Here is a 15146-nt window from a genome sequence, read left to right as displayed (position 1 = left end):
CGCATGAACGGCAGCGCAGCCTCGACGACAATGTTGAATGCATTCACTGTCCCTCGGAGATCGTCCATGACTCGATCGTTCATGACTCGCAACTTACTGATCGTCGCGTTCGCCTGCGTGCTGGCGCCGGCGCTGGTGTCCAGCGCCGAAAAGCTGAACGTGAAAACCGGCCTTTGGGAGACCAAGTCGTCCCTGCAGTTCAGCGGCATGCCGGTCCCGAAGGAGCTCAGACAAAAACTGACACCGGAGCAGCTCGCGAAGATGCGCGCCGACCTGGCCGCTGAAGCGGCGAAGGGTCCGATTCGCGAAACGTCCCGCGACTGCATCACGGCAAAGGACCTGGAGAATCCGTTCGCGTCGTCCAATACGAAGGACTGCAAACAGACGATCGTGAACACGACCCGCACTTCGCAGGAAGCGCGGCTGGTGTGTGAGGGCGACTACAAGGGCACCGGTGTGCTGAAGATCCAGGCGCCGACGCCCGAGACGATGAATGGCACGCTCGACATCAAGATGAGCGACGGCACCGAAACCTTCACCATGAAGGGCACGCTGAGCGGCCGCTGGGTCAGCGCGGATTGCGGCGATGAGGACGAAGGCGACGTGGACCAGGACGAAGAGCCGGCGGACGACGAGGAAGAAGAGGAATAGCTCGAACACCGATGTCTGCCCTGCGGGCGCACGCCGTGCTCGCAGACCGGGTTCCACAAATGGCATATGCTCCCCTGGAAAACAGGGGAGCATCGCCATGACGACCAATCATCAGTTCCGTCTCGCCGCCCGACCCGTCGGCACCCCCAAGCGCACCGACTGGAATTACGTCGAGGAGCCCGTCCGCCAGCCGGGCGACAACGAGGTTCTCGTACGCACGCTCTATCTTTCCCTCGATCCCGCGATGCGCGGGTGGATGAACGAAGGCAAGTCGTACATCCCGCCGGTGCAGATCGGCGAAGTGATGCGCGCCGGCGGCGTCGGCGAGGTCGTCGCATCGAAGCACGCAGGCTTCAAAACGGGTGATCACGTCTACGGCACGCTGGGTATCCAGGAGTACGCGACGCTCGACGGCAAGGCGCTCACGAAAGTCGACCCATCGCTCGCGCCGCTGCCCACGTATCTCGGCACGCTCGGAATGCCGGGATTCACTGCCTATTTCGGATTGCTCGACATCGGCCAGCCAAAGCCGGGCGAGACCGTTGTTGTGTCTGGAGCCGCCGGAGCTGTCGGAACGGTCGTCGGACAGATCGCTAAGATCAAAGGCTGTCGCGTCGTCGGCATTGCGGGCGGCCGAGAGAAGTGCGACTACCTCGTCAACGACCTCGGCTTCGATGGTGCCGTCGATTACAAGTCGGAAGACGTGAAGAAGTCGCTCCGCCAGCATTGCCCGAAAGGCGTCGACGTCTACTTCGACAACGTCGGCGGCGACATCCTCGATGCAGTGCTCACGCAGCTTGCCCGCAACGCACGCATCGTCATCTGCGGCGCCATATCGCAATACAACAGCACGAGCGGCGTGAAAGGCCCTTCGAACTACATGTCGCTGCTGGTCAATCGCGCGAGCATGAAGGGCATGGTCGTGTTCGACTACGCGGACCGCTATCCCGAAGCAATGCGTGAAATGGGCGGCTGGCTGAAAGCCGGCCAACTGAAATCCCGCGAAGACGTCGTCACCGGCATCGAGACCTTCCCCGAAACGCTGCTCAAGCTGTTCAAGGGCGAGAACACCGGCAAGCTCGTTCTCAAGGTTTCTTGATTGGGAGTTTCACACGGAGTTCACGGAGTACACGGAGGAAGGAAAAAAATTCGATCGACTGATGCCCGAGCCTGCCTGACTTGGCCTTCAGATCTCGGCTCCGTGAACTCCGTGAGCTCCGTGTGAAACTCCGCTCTTCTCCTCAAACTCCCGACCGAGCCAGGATGACCGCCGACACGCCGTGAGCCGGACGATGTGTGTCGGGGTTGCGGTACGAGTGGGGCAGGTTGCCAGGGAATGCGAGCACGTCGCCGGCGGCGAGATCGTAGCGCTCGCCTGCGACGAAGATCGTCACTTCCCCGCCGAGACAGGTGAAGTACTCACGTGTGCCGGGGAGGTGCGGCGACCCGCGCATCGAACCGCCGGGCGCGAACTCCATGACGTTGAGCAATTCCTCCGGCATCCGCTCAGTGATCAGCGAACGGATCGTGATGCCGCGGCCCGCGCTTTGCGATGCGAGCTCGCTCTTCTCCCATTTGCGAACCTTCGCTCGCGGCGAGGCCAGGAGCTCATCGAGCGGCACCTCGAGTGCGTTCGACACCTTGAGCAGCACAGTCAGCGAGGGATTGCCGTTGCCGGACTCGAGGTTGGCAATGGTCGACCGCGGTACGCCGGCCGTCTTCGCCAGCGCTTCCTGGGTGAGATTGCGTACGTGTCGCAGCGCCAGCAGATTGCGCGACAGGTGCGACACGACTTGGCCGGGGGTGTCCATCAGGGCGTGTCCATTATCGTGACCTTCCGTCAATGCGTCGGACATCGCCGTTGGCAGGCGGGCGACGGTCTCTATGATCGATTCATCGAACAGGAGACCACACATGACTCAGGGGCAGCAACCCGGCAACGATCCGATCCGCGGTCTGCGAGTCGCCGTCACCGGCGGCACTTCAGGGCTCGGCGCCGCGCTCGTTGATGAGCTCAGTCGGCGCGGAGCACAGATTGCATTCGTCGCTCGCACTCGCACGCGCGTCGCCGAAGTCGAGCGTCTGCATCCCGGTGCGCACGGCATCGTCGGCGACGTTTCCGTGAAGCAGGACATCCATCGCATCGCGTTCCAGGTGCTGGGGCCGCTCGGCGGGCTCGACGTCCTCATCAACAATGCATCTGACCTCGGGCCGACGCCGCTCGCATTGCTTGCTGACACCGAATGCGAAGATTTCGTGCGCGCACTCGATACGAACGTGCTCGGACCATTCCGGCTGACGCGCGCAGTGCTCGGTGCGCTTGCTGCATCGGCACGCCAGGGGCGCGGTGCGATAGTGATCAACATCTCGAGCGATGCCGCTGTGAATGCCTATGCGCGTTGGGGTGCTTACGGTGCGAGCAAGGCGGCACTGGCGCACATGACGCGCATCTGGAACGAGGAGCTGGCAGCGGAAGGAGTTCGATTCCTCGCGCTCGATCCCGGCGACATGGATACGCCGCTGCACGCACTCGCAGTGCCCGAAGCGAATCGCGCCGAACTCAAGTCGCCGCACGAGTCGGCGCGCGAAGTGATCGCGGCGGTCGTCGACTTGCTGCCGAGCTCCGAGCGTCAGCTGGCTGGAGTTGCCTGATGCTGGCAGCGACTGCGCCGATTCAACGGCCGCTCGGCGCGAAGCTCCTGCATGTCGATGAGCTCGGTCGAATGCGTGTTCTGCCGAGGGCCGGCTTGATCGACCTGCTCGAAGCGGGTGATCTCGTCGTTGCCAACGATGCAGCAACGATGCCGGCAAGCCTGCAGGGAGTGCATGCGCCGACGCGATCGCCGATCGAGCTCCGGCTTGCCGGCCGGCGCTCGCTGGCGAGTGAGGACCTGCATCGATTCATCGCTGTTGCCTTCGGGGCTGGCGACTACAGGACGCGCACCGAACATCGTGCAGCGCCGCCGCACTTTGATGTCGGCGATGTGCTCGAGCTCGGGCCGCTGACTGCCCATGTCGAAGCAGTGCTCGACCATCCGCGACTGCTGGCGATTCGTTTCGGATCGCCCGCGGCGCTTTGGGCAGGTCTCGCAGCACACGGTCGGCCGATTCAGTACGCACATGTTTCGCAGCCACTCGAGTTGTGGGATGTCTGGACGCCCATCGCGGGCATGCCGGTTGCGTACGAACCGCCGTCCGCGGGATTCGTTCTGGATTGGCAGTTGCTGGCAGCGATGCGCCATCGCGGCATCGAGTTCACGACGATTACTCATGCCGCCGGCATTTCTTCGACAGGCGATGCATCACTGGATGCGCGCCTGCCGTTCGACGAACCGTACGAAATTTCGTTCACCGCGGCGACGGCGATCAATCGCGCGCTCACTCGAAAGCGCCGCATCATCGCGGTGGGTACTACGGTAGTCCGCGCGCTCGAGCATGCGATCGGCGGACGCGAGAGCATTCGTCCAGGCCTCGCGATGGCCGATCAACGAATCGCAACTGCGACCCGCCTGCGTGTCGTGGACACGATCCTCAGCGGCACGCATGAGCCGCGGACGAGTCATCATGAACTGCTGCATGCGTTCGCCGGACCGGACACGCTCACGCGGATGGACGAAGCGCTGAATCGCGAGGATTTCCGGACACACGAGTTCGGGGATTCGGTGCTGCTCGCAAAAAGAGCCGGATAGCAACCACTCCGGCGTCAATTCAGGCTTTTCATTCTCGTCAGCGCGCATGTGACTGATTCGCCTGAGAGCATCCGCGCGATCGCTCCGTCCAGTCACCATCCGCTATCCGCTATCCGCTTCGAGTCCGTATACTCCGGCGCTTTGCGCGGCCTCGAGCTCCCCATGTGGTTCAAGAATCTCATCATCTATCGCCTGCCTGAAGGCTGGTCCATTCCCACCGTGGAACTGGAGAGCCGCCTCTCCAATCGTCCGCTGCAGGCGCCGAACAGTTTCGAGATGTTCAGCCGTGGCTGGGTGCATTCGAGCCCGGCGCAGCGCTACGTGCACACGACGAACGGTCAGCATCTGATCGCGCTCGGCGTCGAGCAGAAGCTGCTGCCGTCGTCGATCATCAAGCAGGTGACGAACGAGCGCGCCGCGGAGCTGGCGGAGCAGCAGGGATTCCCTGTCGGGCGCCGGCAGATGCGCGAGTTGAAGGACCGAGTGACCGAAGAGCTGCGTGCTCGCGCACTATCGCGTCGCCGCATCACGCGCGCGTGGATCGATCCGGCCAATGGCTGGTTCGTGGTCGATGCTGCAGGCGGCGCGCGCGCCGACGAACTCGTCGAAACGTTGCGCGACACGCTCGGCAGCCTGCCCGTGCAGTTCCTCGAGACTCAGCTCGTTCCCCATGCCTCGATGGGTGCGTGGCTTTCGCTGGGCGACGCGCCGCTGCGTTTCGTGATCGACCAGGATCTCGAACTGCAGACCGCCGACAAGACCAAGGCTACTGTTCGCTACGTGCGTCACCCGCTCGAGACCAAGGAAATCCAGGCGCATCTTTCGTCGGGCAAATACCCGACGCGGCTCGGCCTGACGTGGAGCGATCGCATCGCGTTCGTTCTTACCGACAAGCTGCAGGTGAAGCGCGTCGAGTTCCTGGAGATGGTCAAGGAGAAGTCCGACGACGAAACCGTGTCGCCGGAAGAACAGTTCGACATCGATTTCCTGCTGATGACGGGCGAGCTGACGCAGATGCTAAGCGACCTGAGAGAAGCGCTGGGCGGCGAGCCGCAGCAGGAGAAGAAGGCAGCCTAGAGGACTGGCGCTTATTGCGGCTCCAGCGGCTTCCCCGCCCACCGGATGATCGCAATATAGACATCCTGCTCGCGGCGCAGCGTGCTCATCAGCTCGAGCATTTCGCGGGTGAACTTGTCCTGTTCGACTTGTGCCGAGACGATCGCGCCCGCGGTTTCGAGCTGGTAGGCGGACCGGGTGCGATGCGTGACCATCGCCATCGCCTCTTCGCTCGCGGGCTGCGCAACTTTTTCCATGATGCTGATTCCCATGCCGCCCGCGATCATGCTGTCGCCTTGCATCAGCGCTTTCGCGATGCCGCGGCAGCGCTCGGCCGTCGCGGGATTCGTCGTCTTCAGGCATGTGTCGCCGAGGGGTGCGAAACTCGGCAACGCAATGCCCGAGAGCCAGCCGATGACTGCGTTCATGGTCGTCGTCAGCGGCTCGGTCAGTGACGTTTCAGGGACAGGCGCGGGGCCGACGGCGCGCGTGATCTTCGATACCAGCGAATTCCAGTAGATATCAAAGCGCGCTTTACGACTCATCGCGTCGAGAATTTCATTCTGTGCCGCGACATCGCGACGCGCATGCGTGCGTGTGAACGCACCGAGCCATGCCGCTGCATTGTCGGGGTCGAGCTTGCGCAGGCGTGCCTCGGCTTCCTCGGGCTCGCAGCCCGTCGCCCGCGCGCAGAGCTGCACATACAGCCACAAGATATCGGGCCGGCTCGGCGCTTTGGCAGCCGCCTCGGCGACCAAAGCGAGCGACTGGGCCGGATCCTGATTATGTCGCCGCATAGCGTCAGCCAGCAGCGCGTCCGGGACCGCGGAACTGGTGGAACGCTGGGGGGCGCCTTCCTTGGGTCGTTCAGGTTGGGATCCGCATCCGCCGACTGACATCAGAATCAGGACGACTCCGGCGAGTTCGCGGAGAATGGGTCTGGTATTCATGGCGCCGTTCAGTTTAGCAGCGGAAATCGTTCACTCTGAGTTCACCCGCGCGGATCGATGATGCCCTCGAACTTGGTACGCCCGCAGGGCGTTGACTGGTCACTGATCGAACGGTGTTTCAACGTACGGTGAATCATGCGTAGCCTGTTGCTCATCAGTCTGCTCTGCCTCGCGGGGGTGGCCACGGCCGAAGAGGTCGCGGATCCGCCCGGACGAGTCGCGCGCCTGAGCTACACGGAAGGCGACGTTTCGCTTGCACCCGCCGGTACCGAAGAATGGGCCGAAGCCGTGTTGAATCGTCCGCTCACGAACGGCGACCGGGTGTGGGTGGACAAAGGCGGACGCGCGGAGTTGCAGGTCGGTTCCGCCACCGTCCATCTCGATGAAAACACCGGCGTGTCGATCGTCGATCTCGACGACGATGTGCTGCACCTCGAGGTGACCGAAGGGTCGGCCAACATTCGTCTGCTTCGCCGCGGCGACAGCGAGCGCATCGAAATCGATACGCCGAACTGCGTCGTCGAAGTCCTGCATCCCGGCGAATACCGCATCGAAGCGAGCGGCGCGGGTGATCAGACGATCGTGCGCACCCGCAACGGCGGTGCGGAAGTGAATGCCGGTTCGAAGACCTGGCGTGTCGACACGAGCGAAGAGGGCGTGTTCGACGGCACCAGTGAGATCTCCGCGCGCATCGAGCCGCTGGGTCCGCGCACAGCGTTCGAAGACTGGGCCAACGATCGCAATCGCATCAGCGAGAATCCGGTGTCGACGCGCTACGTGTCGAACGAAGTCGTCGGCTACGAAGATCTCGATCGTCATGGTTACTGGGTCAACGAGCCGAGCTACGGCTACGTGTGGCAGCCGACCTACGTCGTCTCGGGCTGGGCGCCGTATCGCTACGGCCGCTGGGTCTGGGTGTCGCCGTGGGGCTGGAGCTGGGTCGACAATTCCCCCTGGGGGTTCGCGCCGTTTCACTACGGTCGCTGGGCGTACGTTCGATCCCGCTGGTGCTGGGTACCGGGTCCGCGTCATATCCGTCCCGTCTATGCGCCTGCGCTCGTTGCATGGGCCGGCAGCCCCGGTGTGAGCGTTGCAGTGGGTTTCGGCAGCGGCGTCGGCTGGTTCCCCCTCGGGCCGCGCGAAGTGTACGTGCCGGGGTATCGCTACTCGCGCCGCTACTTCAACAACGTGAACGTGTCGAACACGGTCATCGTCAACAACACGTACATCAACAATTTCTACAACGGCCGGCCGCGAAACTTCGACTATATGTACGGTCGCGATGGGCGCGCCGTGACGATCGTCGATCGCGACCGCTTCATGGGCGGACGTCCCATCGACAATCACTGGACCCGCGTGGATCAGTCAGATCTGCGGCGCTGGCATCACGATTCGCGTCCGCCGGCGCTCGCTCCGAATCGCGACAGCGTTTTCGCATCGCGCACGCTGGGTCGCATCCCGGATCGACCGAATCAGACAGCACGTGATCTCGTGGCGCCGCGTCCGCGCGGCGGCCTCAATCAGCGCATTCCGTTCGATGCGGAACAGCGCGCCATCGAAGCGAATGGCGGCAGGCCGATCGGCCGCTCGCAGCTGGTGACGGGCAACGCCAATCCTCCGCCGAAGGACGCTACACGCAGCCACGATCAGCACGAATCCGAGCGCAGTCAGGACAACTGGCGATCGCGAGGCGGGCCGGATCGCTCGCAGGCGGTGACGTCGGATCGCACTCCGGCTGCTCCTGCGTCTTCGCGGTCGACGCGTGAGCGCTCGGTCTCGGATCGTCCGTCGTGGGTGCAGGATCGCCAGCGGGATCGCAGTGCACCGCCCGTGAATTCGCTGCAGCAGCAGAACGATGCGGGCAATCGCCAGACGCAGCAGCCATCGTGGCGGGGCAACGCAGAGCAGCGGTTGCAGCGCGGCGGCCAGGATGAGGAGTCGATCCGTCCGCAGAACCGGCCGGAGAATCGTCTCGAGCGCCAGCCCGAGCGCGTGCCGGATGCGCGTGATGTATTCAGGGATCAGGCAGCCCGTCAGCGCGAAGACCGCTCTCAACGAAACTGGTCGAACTCGCAACAGCAGGCTCGTCCAGAGCGCGTGGAACAGCAGCCGCGCTTCGAACAGCCGCGATCGCCACAACCGAGGGTTGAACAACCCCGGCCGCAGCCCCGATACGAACAGCCTCGCTCCGAGCAGCCACGATCGCAGCCGCAGCAGCCGCGCATCGAGCGAAGCAATCCCCCGCCTGCCGCCCGTCCGCAGCCCAGCCAGTCGAACAACAACCAGGGCAACAGCAACCGGTCGGGCGACAGCAGCCGTTCCCAGTCCGGCAACCGCGACCGCCCCAACTTCCGGCCCCAGTAGCCCGGACCGGGTTCACCGGTACGGCCCGGCTGTTTGCCGGTGTTTGCTGGCGGGGGTGGGCCGCCGCTCGTAAGGTGTCTCCCATGGAGCAGACTGCCTGCCCGGAGACCTTTTGAATGAGCCCGAATGAACCCCGCTACCGGCGCCGCTCGCCACTCGCCATGGGCATCGTGCTCGTGGTGCTCGGCGGGCTGCTGCTGGCCCTGAACCTCGGCTGGAATCTGCCGATCGCTGTCTGGGACTACTGGCCCGTTGCCCTCATCGTGCCCGGCCTCGTCGCCGTCGTCGCACCCAGCCGGCATCTCAATCGCAGCGGCGGCATCTGGCTGCTCGCGACCGGCGTCTACTGTCAGATCAGCATCACCGATTTCTTCGGCCTCGGCTGGTTCACGGCCTGGCCCGTTTTCGTCATCGCCTATGGGCTCGACATGATCATCGGCTCGGGCCCCGAGATGCTCTGCATTCGCGACGACGGCAGCGAGCCCGGCCCGAAGAACGGGAACAACGATCGGGTGTCGCATGAAAGATGAAACACCGCGCCGCGATCCGTTGTTCTCGATGAGGCTGCTGGTCGGCCTGTGGATCATCGCGCTCGGTGCGATCTTCCTCGCCGGCAATCTCGGCTGGATCGATACCCGCCAGGCCTTCCGTCTCTTCTGGCCGCTGATCTTCGTGCTCGTCGGTTCGAGCATGGTCATGCAGAAGACCAACAAGCGCAGCAACCGCTGGGGCTGGGTCTTCATCGGCGTCGGCATCTGGGTCTTCGCCGACAAGATCGGCTGGGTCGATCTCAACTTCTGGCAGCTCGCTTTCCCGCTCGCCCTGCTCGCCCTCGGCAGCACGCTGGTGTGGCGCGCGTTTCACGGCAAGCCCGCGGAGATTCCCGACCTGCACCCGGGCGAGGAACACTCCGAATTCGTCCGGTCTTTCGCGGTGATGTCCGGCACGGAGCTGCGCCCCGTCTCACGCCCGTTCCGGGGCGCCGACCTCAGCGCCGTGATGGCCGGCATCAAGCTCGATCTCACGGACGCACGCATGGAAGGCGACACCGCGACCATTGAAGTCTTTGCCTTCTGGGGCGGCATGGAAATCTACGTCCCACCGGATTGGACGGTCACGAGCAAAGTAGCCACGCTCATGGGCGGCTTCGTCGACAAGCGCCGCCCGACCAGCACGGTGCCCACCAAGAACCTGGTCATCACGGGGTTCGTCGTGATGAGCGGGATCGAGGTAAAGAATTAGGAGGAGCGGTTGGCGGTTGGCGGTTAGCGAGAAGGGAGACGCGCATGATTTCTGATCTGGCCTTGCTGAACGTTCTTTCGCCAGCCTGCCACCGCTCCGGGTCCCTCTCCGGCTCTTGCTAACCGCCAACCGCTAACCGCCAACCGCTTCTCCGTCAATGCACCCCATTCTTACCAGTCGGACCCGGATGCTCGGTTATCTGGGGGTGTGGATCGCCTTCGGGCTGCTGCTGTCGGGCGTCATGTTCTTTGGCGGGAATGCGCCGGCGAACTGGTCGTTGATGTTCTCCGTGCCGCTCGCGGTCCTGCTGGGATTGCAGTCGCTGTCGTTCTGGTACCTCGTGCAGCTGCTGCCGCCGGATAGGACGCCGCCGATGAGGATGGCATTGCTCTGGCTCGCCGCCGGCATCATCTCCCTGTCGATCTGGCTTGGCATCGCTTACGGATGGGCGCAGTTCCTGCTGCCTGCCGGAGAAACGTATCCGGACGGCGCCTTCGCCGCATTGCCGCTGATGGTCTTCGCGGGCGGCATTGCAATCACCCTGGCGGTTCTCGGTCACTATCTGCTCTGGGCGTTCCAGCGTTCGCGCGAAGCCGAGCGCCGTGCGCTCGAATCGCAGGTGCTGCAGCGTGAAGCCGAGCTCAAGTCGCTGCGCGCGCAACTCGATCCGCACTTTCTCTTCAACAGCCTCAATTCTGTTGCGGCGCTGATCGGCAACGACACCGTAGCCGCGCGCCACATGTGCTTTCTGATGGCGCAGTTCTTCCGCAAGAGCCTGACCCTGGGCCGTGAGAAGGCGATTTCGCTTGCGGACGAGATATCGCTCGCCGAAACCTTCCTCGCGATCGAGCGGGTCCGCTTCGGGGAACGACTGCGCGCCAACTTCGATATCGCAGACGATGTACGGATGGTTTCCGTGCCGCCGCTCATGTTGCAGCCCCTCGTCGAGAATGCGGTCCATCACGGCGTCGCGCACCTGCTCGAAGGCGGTGAGGTGATCGTTCGGGCGCGGCGTCGCGACAACTTCGTGGAACTGGTCGTCGAGAATCCGTGCGATCCGGATCGGCCGCCTTCGAGGAGCACCGGCGTGGGCCTCGTCAATGTACGATCGCGCGTAGAGACGCTGTGCGGTCATCGCGCCAGCGTCGATGTCGACGCGGGCGAAGAGCATTTCCGCGTGTCCATCCTGCTGCCGGCCGCGGCAGCCACAAGTTGAGGAGTCAGTCGTGCGAGTTCTGGTGGTTGACGATGAGACGCTGGCGCGGTCGCTGCTGATCGAGCATCTGTCCAAGCTGGCGGATGTCGAAGTCATTGGTCAGGCGGCGAATGGGTTCGAAGCAGTGAAGCTCTGCGAAGAGCTGAACCCGGACCTGATCTTTCTCGATATCCAGATGCCCAAGCTGTCCGGGTTCGAAGTGCTGGAATTGCTGGGCGATCGCGCGCCGTCGGTGATCTTCAGTACTGCCTTCGACGAGTACGCATTGCGCGCCTTCGAGGTTCACGCCGTCGACTACCTGCTGAAGCCCGTCGAGCCGCCGCGTCTCAAGGACGCTGTCGAGCGCGCAGCCGAACGTCTGCGCACTCGCGCACCGCAGCCCTCACCAACGGAACTCGCCGCCGCTGCACGCCCGCCAGGCAAGACACTCGAGCGCGTGCTGATCCGTCACGAGGGACGCGTCCACGTGCTGCCCGTAGAGAAAATCGACTACATCGAAGCCCAGGATGACTACCTGTCGTTCGCGTCGGGTGACAGGCACCTGCGCAAGCAGCAGACGATGAGCGACATCGAAGCGCAGCTCGATCCCTCGCGTTTCGTGCGAATCCATCGCTCCTTCATCTTGAACATCGAGCGGCTCGCACGCATTGATCTGTACGGCAAGGACAGCTGGCTTGCGATTCTCGCCGACGGCAAGAAGCTGCCGATGTCGAGAACGGGGCACGCGAAGTTGAAGGAGTTGATTGGTTGAGCGCCGGAGGTTCCCATGCCCGACACCAAGTCTGAAGAATTCCAGTTCAGCGGCGATGCGCTGCTCGGCAAAGTGAAGGAGATTCTTCACGCCGGCAACGTGCGCCGGCTCATCGTGAAGAACGAAGAGGGGCGGGTCATCGTCGACATGCCGCTTACGGTCGGCGTCGTCGGTACTCTGCTCGCGCCGCAGCTCGCTGCGCTGGGTGCGATTGCCGCGCTCGTGCTTCGCGGCACGATCGTGATCGAGAAAGACGCGCCCTCGGTGTAAGTCGATGAGATGGCTGGCGGGCATCCTGCTCGTCATCGCCGCCAGTGCCGCGAGCGGCGAGACCGCCTGCGTGAGTCAGTCGCGGGTCGATGCGCAGATCGATCGGCTCGCGCAGTCCCAGGACCCGAACATATTGCAGACGGTGGACAGGATCGAAGGCACCGGTCGCCGGTTGCTCGCGCTTCGATCATATCTGCGTGCGGCAAATTCCATTGCGACTCGCTGGAGCTGGACGCAGGCGCAGATCGACAACTATCGTGAGTCCACCGAGTATCGCGCGCTGCTCGCGGAGATCGAGCAGATCCGCGCCAGGTTCGAGAAGGACAACCCGGGCTATCAGCTTTACGCGAACACGGATGTGCGCAGCCTGGATGTGCAGATCGAACGCTGGAACAGCAACGAATCCGTCGGCGTGATTGCTGCCGATCTCGAGCGTGCCGCCTGCAGCCGGCTGGCCAAGGCATCGCCAGCCAACCGCAATCTGCTGCGGGATTTCCTGCACGACTGGGTCCCGGAGCGACCGCCGCCGCTGGCGGCTCCCGGGCTCTCGCTGCATGGCCGTGCTCGCGCGATCGACTTCCAGGTCCACCAGGGAAACAGGGTTGTCGCCGGTGCCGATACCGGCGACATCGGGCCCATCTGGGTCGGGCAGGGCTGGGGCCGCAAGCTGGAGAGGGCGGTAAGAGGCGCGAGTACGAAGTTCGTGGGGCCGCTCAAAATGCCCAATGAGCCGTGGCATTTCGAGTACCAGCCCTAGGCTCTCAGGTACGCCCCTCATCATTCCCGCGAACGCGGGAATCCATTCCGTCGCTCCAGGATGGACCCCCGCTTTCGCGGGGGTGACGGGCTGAAATCCAGCTCCGCAGCCGCAGGTATTTGCCGTAGTTGGGAAAAACAGTGGCCAAACGGCTAGAATCGCCGCCCCCTTAAGGAACGGCCCTCTGCCGCGGGCTTTGTCCCGTTCCTTCCCGCCCCGCGATTTCCCGAGGTTTCCGTGTCTACTCCCTCCTCCAGCGATGGCGCCGCCATCAGTTTCAGCGACCTTTCACTAGCCGAGCCGGTGATGGCCGCGCTGAACGATGTCGGCTACGAGCAGCCTTCGCCGATTCAGGCAGCGACGATTCCCCACATCCTTTCGGGTGTCGACGTCGTCGGACAGGCTCAGACCGGGACCGGCAAGACGGCGGCGTTCGCACTGCCGATCCTGTCGAAGATCGACATCGACTCGCGTGAACCGCAGGCGCTCGTGCTCGTGCCGACACGCGAACTCGCGATTCAGGTCGCGGAAGCCTTCCAGCGTTATGCGACGCATCTCAAAGGCTTTCACGTGATGCCGATCTACGGCGGCCAGAGTTACACACCGCAGCTGCAGAGCCTGCGTCGCGGCGTGCACGTCGTGGTCGGAACGCCCGGTCGTGTGATGGATCACCTGAAGCGCGGTACGTTGAAGCTGAATGCCGTGCGCTACTTCGTGCTCGATGAAGCCGACGAGATGCTGCGCATGGGCTTCATCGACGACGTCGAGTGGATTCTCGGCCAGGCACCCGAGTCGCGGCAGATCGCGCTGTTCTCCGCGACCATGCCGGCGGAGGTTCGCCGCATCGCGCAGAATCATCTGCGCAAGCCCGCTGAAGTCACGATCCGCAGCAAGACCAGCACCGCGAGCAGCATCCGCCAGCGGTTCTGGATGGTGAGCGGCATGCACAAGCTCGATGCGTTGACGCGCATCCTGGAAGCAGAGACGTTCGATGCGATGATCGTCTTTGCTCGCACCAAGCAGGCCACGACTGAGCTCGCTGAACGTCTCGAAGCGCGCGGTTTCGCGGTTGAACCGCTCAACGGCGACATCCCGCAGAACCTGCGTGAGCGCACGATCGCGCGATTGAAGGCCGGCCAGATCGACATCGTCGTGGCCACGGACGTTGCGGCGCGCGGTCTCGATGTGGATCGCGTGAGTCACGTCGTGAATTTCGATGTGCCTTACGATCCGGAGTCCTACGTTCATCGCATCGGTCGCACGGGCCGCGCGGGCCGCAGCGGCGACGCGATTCTCTTCATCGCGCCACGCGAACGGAACATGCTGCGAGTGATCGAGCGCGCCACGCGGCAGGCCATCACTCAGATGGAACTGCCGACTGTCGAGGATGTGAACGAGCAGCGCGTCAATCGCTTCAACCAGCGAATCACCGATGCGCTGGCCGCCGGCGAGGCGGATGCGTATCGCAGCTTGATCGAGCGTTACGAACAGACACACAACGTACCCGCCGTCGAGATCGCGGCCGCGCTGGCCAGCATGGCTCAAGGCAAGACGCCTCTCCTGCTCGACTCACCGCGCGGTCGTTCGAAGGACGAGAGTGCTCCGGCACAGCGAGAGGGCAAGCTCCGGGATACGAAGACTCGGGATGCCAAGCCCCGCGAGTCGAAGTCCGTCGAGCGAGAGTTGGACGGCGCTGAGCCGAAGGCGCGCGAAGCTCGACCCCGCAGCGAGTCTCGTCAGAAGGAGGATCAGAGCAGCAAGCGCGAATGGTCACCGGAAGCACCTCGTCGCGAATTCGAACCGCACGAGCGCAAGGATCGCAAGCGTCGCGATGACGACGAGGCGCTGCAGACGTATCGTGTGGAAGTCGGCGAGGTCCACGGTGTGAAGCCCGCCAACATCGTCGGCGCGATTGCGAACGAGGCCGGCCTCGAAGGTCGCTTTATCGGCCGCGTCGTGATTCGCGACGATCACAGCTTCGTCGATCTTCCCGGCGGCATGCCGAAGGAGATTTTCCGCAGCCTGCAGAAGGTCCGCGTCGCGGGCCAGCAGTTGCAGATCAGCCTCGCATTGCGCACGCAGGCGCAGAGACTCGAAAGAGAGCGTCCCACCGGCAAGCACAAGAAGAAGGGCAAGCCGCCACGACGCTGATCGACCGGCACGGAGCTGAACGACCATTCAGCTTCAGTGGCATCGCTTG

Annotated in this window: 15 protein-coding genes; 13 read left to right on the top strand and 2 right to left on the bottom strand. The window is 63.7% G+C overall.

Annotation, left to right across the window (positions count from 1 at the left end; all coding sequences use genetic code 11):
- Nucleotides 1-66 precede the first annotated feature (66 nt).
- Together HNQ60_RS07675 and HNQ60_RS07670 are read left to right on the top strand one after the other, a co-directional pair.
- Complete coding sequence (locus HNQ60_RS07675) at nt 67-651, top strand: DUF3617 domain-containing protein (RefSeq protein ID WP_184330458.1); 585 nt, start codon at nt 67-69, stop codon at nt 649-651.
- A gap of 97 nt (nt 652-748) precedes the next feature.
- A complete protein-coding gene (locus tag HNQ60_RS07670; protein ID WP_184330457.1) occupies nt 749-1750 on the top strand; it encodes an NADP-dependent oxidoreductase in 1002 nt (333 codons plus the stop codon).
- 142 nt (nt 1751-1892) lie between these two features.
- Here HNQ60_RS07670 and HNQ60_RS07665 read toward each other — a convergent pair whose 3' ends face one another.
- Entirely contained in the window at nt 1893-2462 is a 570-nt protein-coding gene (locus HNQ60_RS07665; protein WP_184330456.1) for a helix-turn-helix transcriptional regulator, read from the bottom strand.
- Nucleotides 2463-2565: 103 nt separating this feature from the next.
- Here HNQ60_RS07665 and HNQ60_RS07660 point away from each other — a divergent pair, with 103 nt between their 5' ends.
- From HNQ60_RS07660 to HNQ60_RS07650, 3 genes are all read left to right on the top strand, one after another.
- On the top strand, nt 2566-3303 hold the full coding sequence (locus HNQ60_RS07660) for an SDR family NAD(P)-dependent oxidoreductase (RefSeq protein ID WP_184330455.1): 738 nt from the start codon (nt 2566-2568) through the stop codon (nt 3301-3303).
- Nucleotides 3303-4340 carry an S-adenosylmethionine:tRNA ribosyltransferase-isomerase gene (locus HNQ60_RS07655; protein WP_184330454.1) on the top strand — a complete coding sequence of 346 codons (1038 nt, stop codon included), beginning with the start codon at nt 3303-3305 and terminating at the stop codon, nt 4338-4340. The genes HNQ60_RS07660 and HNQ60_RS07655 overlap by 1 nt, the downstream gene beginning before the upstream one ends.
- Before the next feature lie 162 nt (nt 4341-4502).
- Complete coding sequence (locus tag HNQ60_RS07650) at nt 4503-5417, top strand: recombination-associated protein RdgC (protein ID WP_184330453.1); 915 nt, start codon at nt 4503-4505, stop codon at nt 5415-5417.
- A gap of 11 nt (nt 5418-5428) precedes the next feature.
- Here HNQ60_RS07650 and HNQ60_RS07645 read toward each other — a convergent pair whose 3' ends face one another.
- The gene (locus tag HNQ60_RS07645; protein ID WP_184330452.1) at nt 5429-6193 is read right to left on the bottom strand and encodes a hypothetical protein; all 765 of its coding nucleotides are present in this window, start codon (nt 6191-6193) and stop codon (nt 5429-5431) included.
- Between the two features lie 288 nt (nt 6194-6481).
- Between HNQ60_RS07645 and HNQ60_RS07640 the strand changes: the two genes are divergently transcribed.
- The 8 genes from HNQ60_RS07640 to HNQ60_RS07605 all read left to right on the top strand — a co-directional run bounded on the left by HNQ60_RS07640 (nt 6482) and on the right by HNQ60_RS07605 (nt 15097).
- Nucleotides 6482-8710: a DUF6600 domain-containing protein gene (locus HNQ60_RS07640; RefSeq protein ID WP_184330451.1), complete on the top strand. Its 2229-nt coding sequence runs from the start codon at nt 6482-6484 to the stop codon at nt 8708-8710.
- A 116-nt stretch (nt 8711-8826) separates the two neighbouring features.
- Nucleotides 8827-9240 carry a LiaF transmembrane domain-containing protein gene (locus HNQ60_RS07635; RefSeq protein ID WP_184330450.1) on the top strand — a complete coding sequence of 138 codons (414 nt, stop codon included), beginning with the start codon at nt 8827-8829 and terminating at the stop codon, nt 9238-9240.
- Entirely contained in the window at nt 9230-9952 is a 723-nt protein-coding gene (locus HNQ60_RS07630; protein WP_184330449.1) for a LiaF transmembrane domain-containing protein, read from the top strand. Before HNQ60_RS07635 ends, HNQ60_RS07630 begins: the two co-directional genes overlap by 11 nt.
- A 187-nt stretch (nt 9953-10139) precedes the next feature.
- Nucleotides 10140-11168, top strand: coding sequence for a sensor histidine kinase (locus tag HNQ60_RS07625; RefSeq protein WP_184330448.1), 1029 nt, complete (start codon nt 10140-10142; stop codon nt 11166-11168).
- Nucleotides 11169-11178: 10 nt separating this feature from the next.
- A complete protein-coding gene (locus HNQ60_RS07620) occupies nt 11179-11919 on the top strand; it encodes a LytR/AlgR family response regulator transcription factor (RefSeq protein WP_184330447.1) in 741 nt (246 codons plus the stop codon).
- 15 nt (nt 11920-11934) lie between these two features.
- On the top strand, nt 11935-12189 hold the full coding sequence (locus HNQ60_RS07615; protein ID WP_184330446.1) for a DUF4342 domain-containing protein: 255 nt from the start codon (nt 11935-11937) through the stop codon (nt 12187-12189).
- Between the two features lie 4 nt (nt 12190-12193).
- Entirely contained in the window at nt 12194-12946 is a 753-nt protein-coding gene (locus HNQ60_RS07610; RefSeq protein ID WP_184330445.1) for a M15 family metallopeptidase domain-containing protein, read from the top strand.
- Between the two features lie 306 nt (nt 12947-13252).
- The gene (locus HNQ60_RS07605) at nt 13253-15097 is read left to right on the top strand and encodes a DEAD/DEAH box helicase (protein WP_184331801.1); all 1845 of its coding nucleotides are present in this window, start codon (nt 13253-13255) and stop codon (nt 15095-15097) included.
- Nucleotides 15098-15146: the final 49 nt, after the last annotated feature.

Source organism: Povalibacter uvarum (assembly GCF_014202975.1).
GTDB classification, from domain to species: Bacteria; Pseudomonadota; Gammaproteobacteria; order Steroidobacterales; family Steroidobacteraceae; genus Steroidobacter; species Steroidobacter uvarum.
Note: the sequence above shows the minus strand (reverse complement) of the source record. Positions and strands in the feature narration are given on the sequence as shown.

What these genes read in the sequence shown, in the direction of transcription:
- HNQ60_RS07675 (WP_184330458.1), top strand. Translation starts at nt 67, where the DNA reads ATGACTCGATCGTTCATGACTCGCAACTTACTGATCGTCGCGTTCGCC.
- HNQ60_RS07670 (WP_184330457.1), top strand. Translation starts at nt 749, where the DNA reads ATGACGACCAATCATCAGTTCCGTCTCGCCGCCCGACCCGTCGGCACC.
- HNQ60_RS07665 (WP_184330456.1), bottom strand. Translation starts at nt 2,462, where the DNA reads ATGGACACCCCCGGCCAAGTCGTGTCGCACCTGTCGCGCAATCTGCTG.
- HNQ60_RS07660 (WP_184330455.1), top strand. Translation starts at nt 2,566, where the DNA reads ATGACTCAGGGGCAGCAACCCGGCAACGATCCGATCCGCGGTCTGCGA.
- HNQ60_RS07655 (WP_184330454.1), top strand. Translation starts at nt 3,303, where the DNA reads ATGCTGGCAGCGACTGCGCCGATTCAACGGCCGCTCGGCGCGAAGCTC.
- HNQ60_RS07650 (WP_184330453.1), top strand. Translation starts at nt 4,503, where the DNA reads ATGTGGTTCAAGAATCTCATCATCTATCGCCTGCCTGAAGGCTGGTCC.
- HNQ60_RS07645 (WP_184330452.1), bottom strand. Translation starts at nt 6,193, where the DNA reads ATGCGGCGACATAATCAGGATCCGGCCCAGTCGCTCGCTTTGGTCGCC.
- HNQ60_RS07640 (WP_184330451.1), top strand. Translation starts at nt 6,482, where the DNA reads ATGCGTAGCCTGTTGCTCATCAGTCTGCTCTGCCTCGCGGGGGTGGCC.
- HNQ60_RS07635 (WP_184330450.1), top strand. Translation starts at nt 8,827, where the DNA reads ATGAGCCCGAATGAACCCCGCTACCGGCGCCGCTCGCCACTCGCCATG.
- HNQ60_RS07630 (WP_184330449.1), top strand. Translation starts at nt 9,230, where the DNA reads ATGAAAGATGAAACACCGCGCCGCGATCCGTTGTTCTCGATGAGGCTG.
- HNQ60_RS07625 (WP_184330448.1), top strand. Translation starts at nt 10,140, where the DNA reads ATGCTCGGTTATCTGGGGGTGTGGATCGCCTTCGGGCTGCTGCTGTCG.
- HNQ60_RS07615 (WP_184330446.1), top strand. Translation starts at nt 11,935, where the DNA reads ATGCCCGACACCAAGTCTGAAGAATTCCAGTTCAGCGGCGATGCGCTG.
- HNQ60_RS07610 (WP_184330445.1), top strand. Translation starts at nt 12,194, where the DNA reads ATGAGATGGCTGGCGGGCATCCTGCTCGTCATCGCCGCCAGTGCCGCG.
- HNQ60_RS07605 (WP_184331801.1), top strand. Translation starts at nt 13,253, where the DNA reads ATGGCCGCGCTGAACGATGTCGGCTACGAGCAGCCTTCGCCGATTCAG.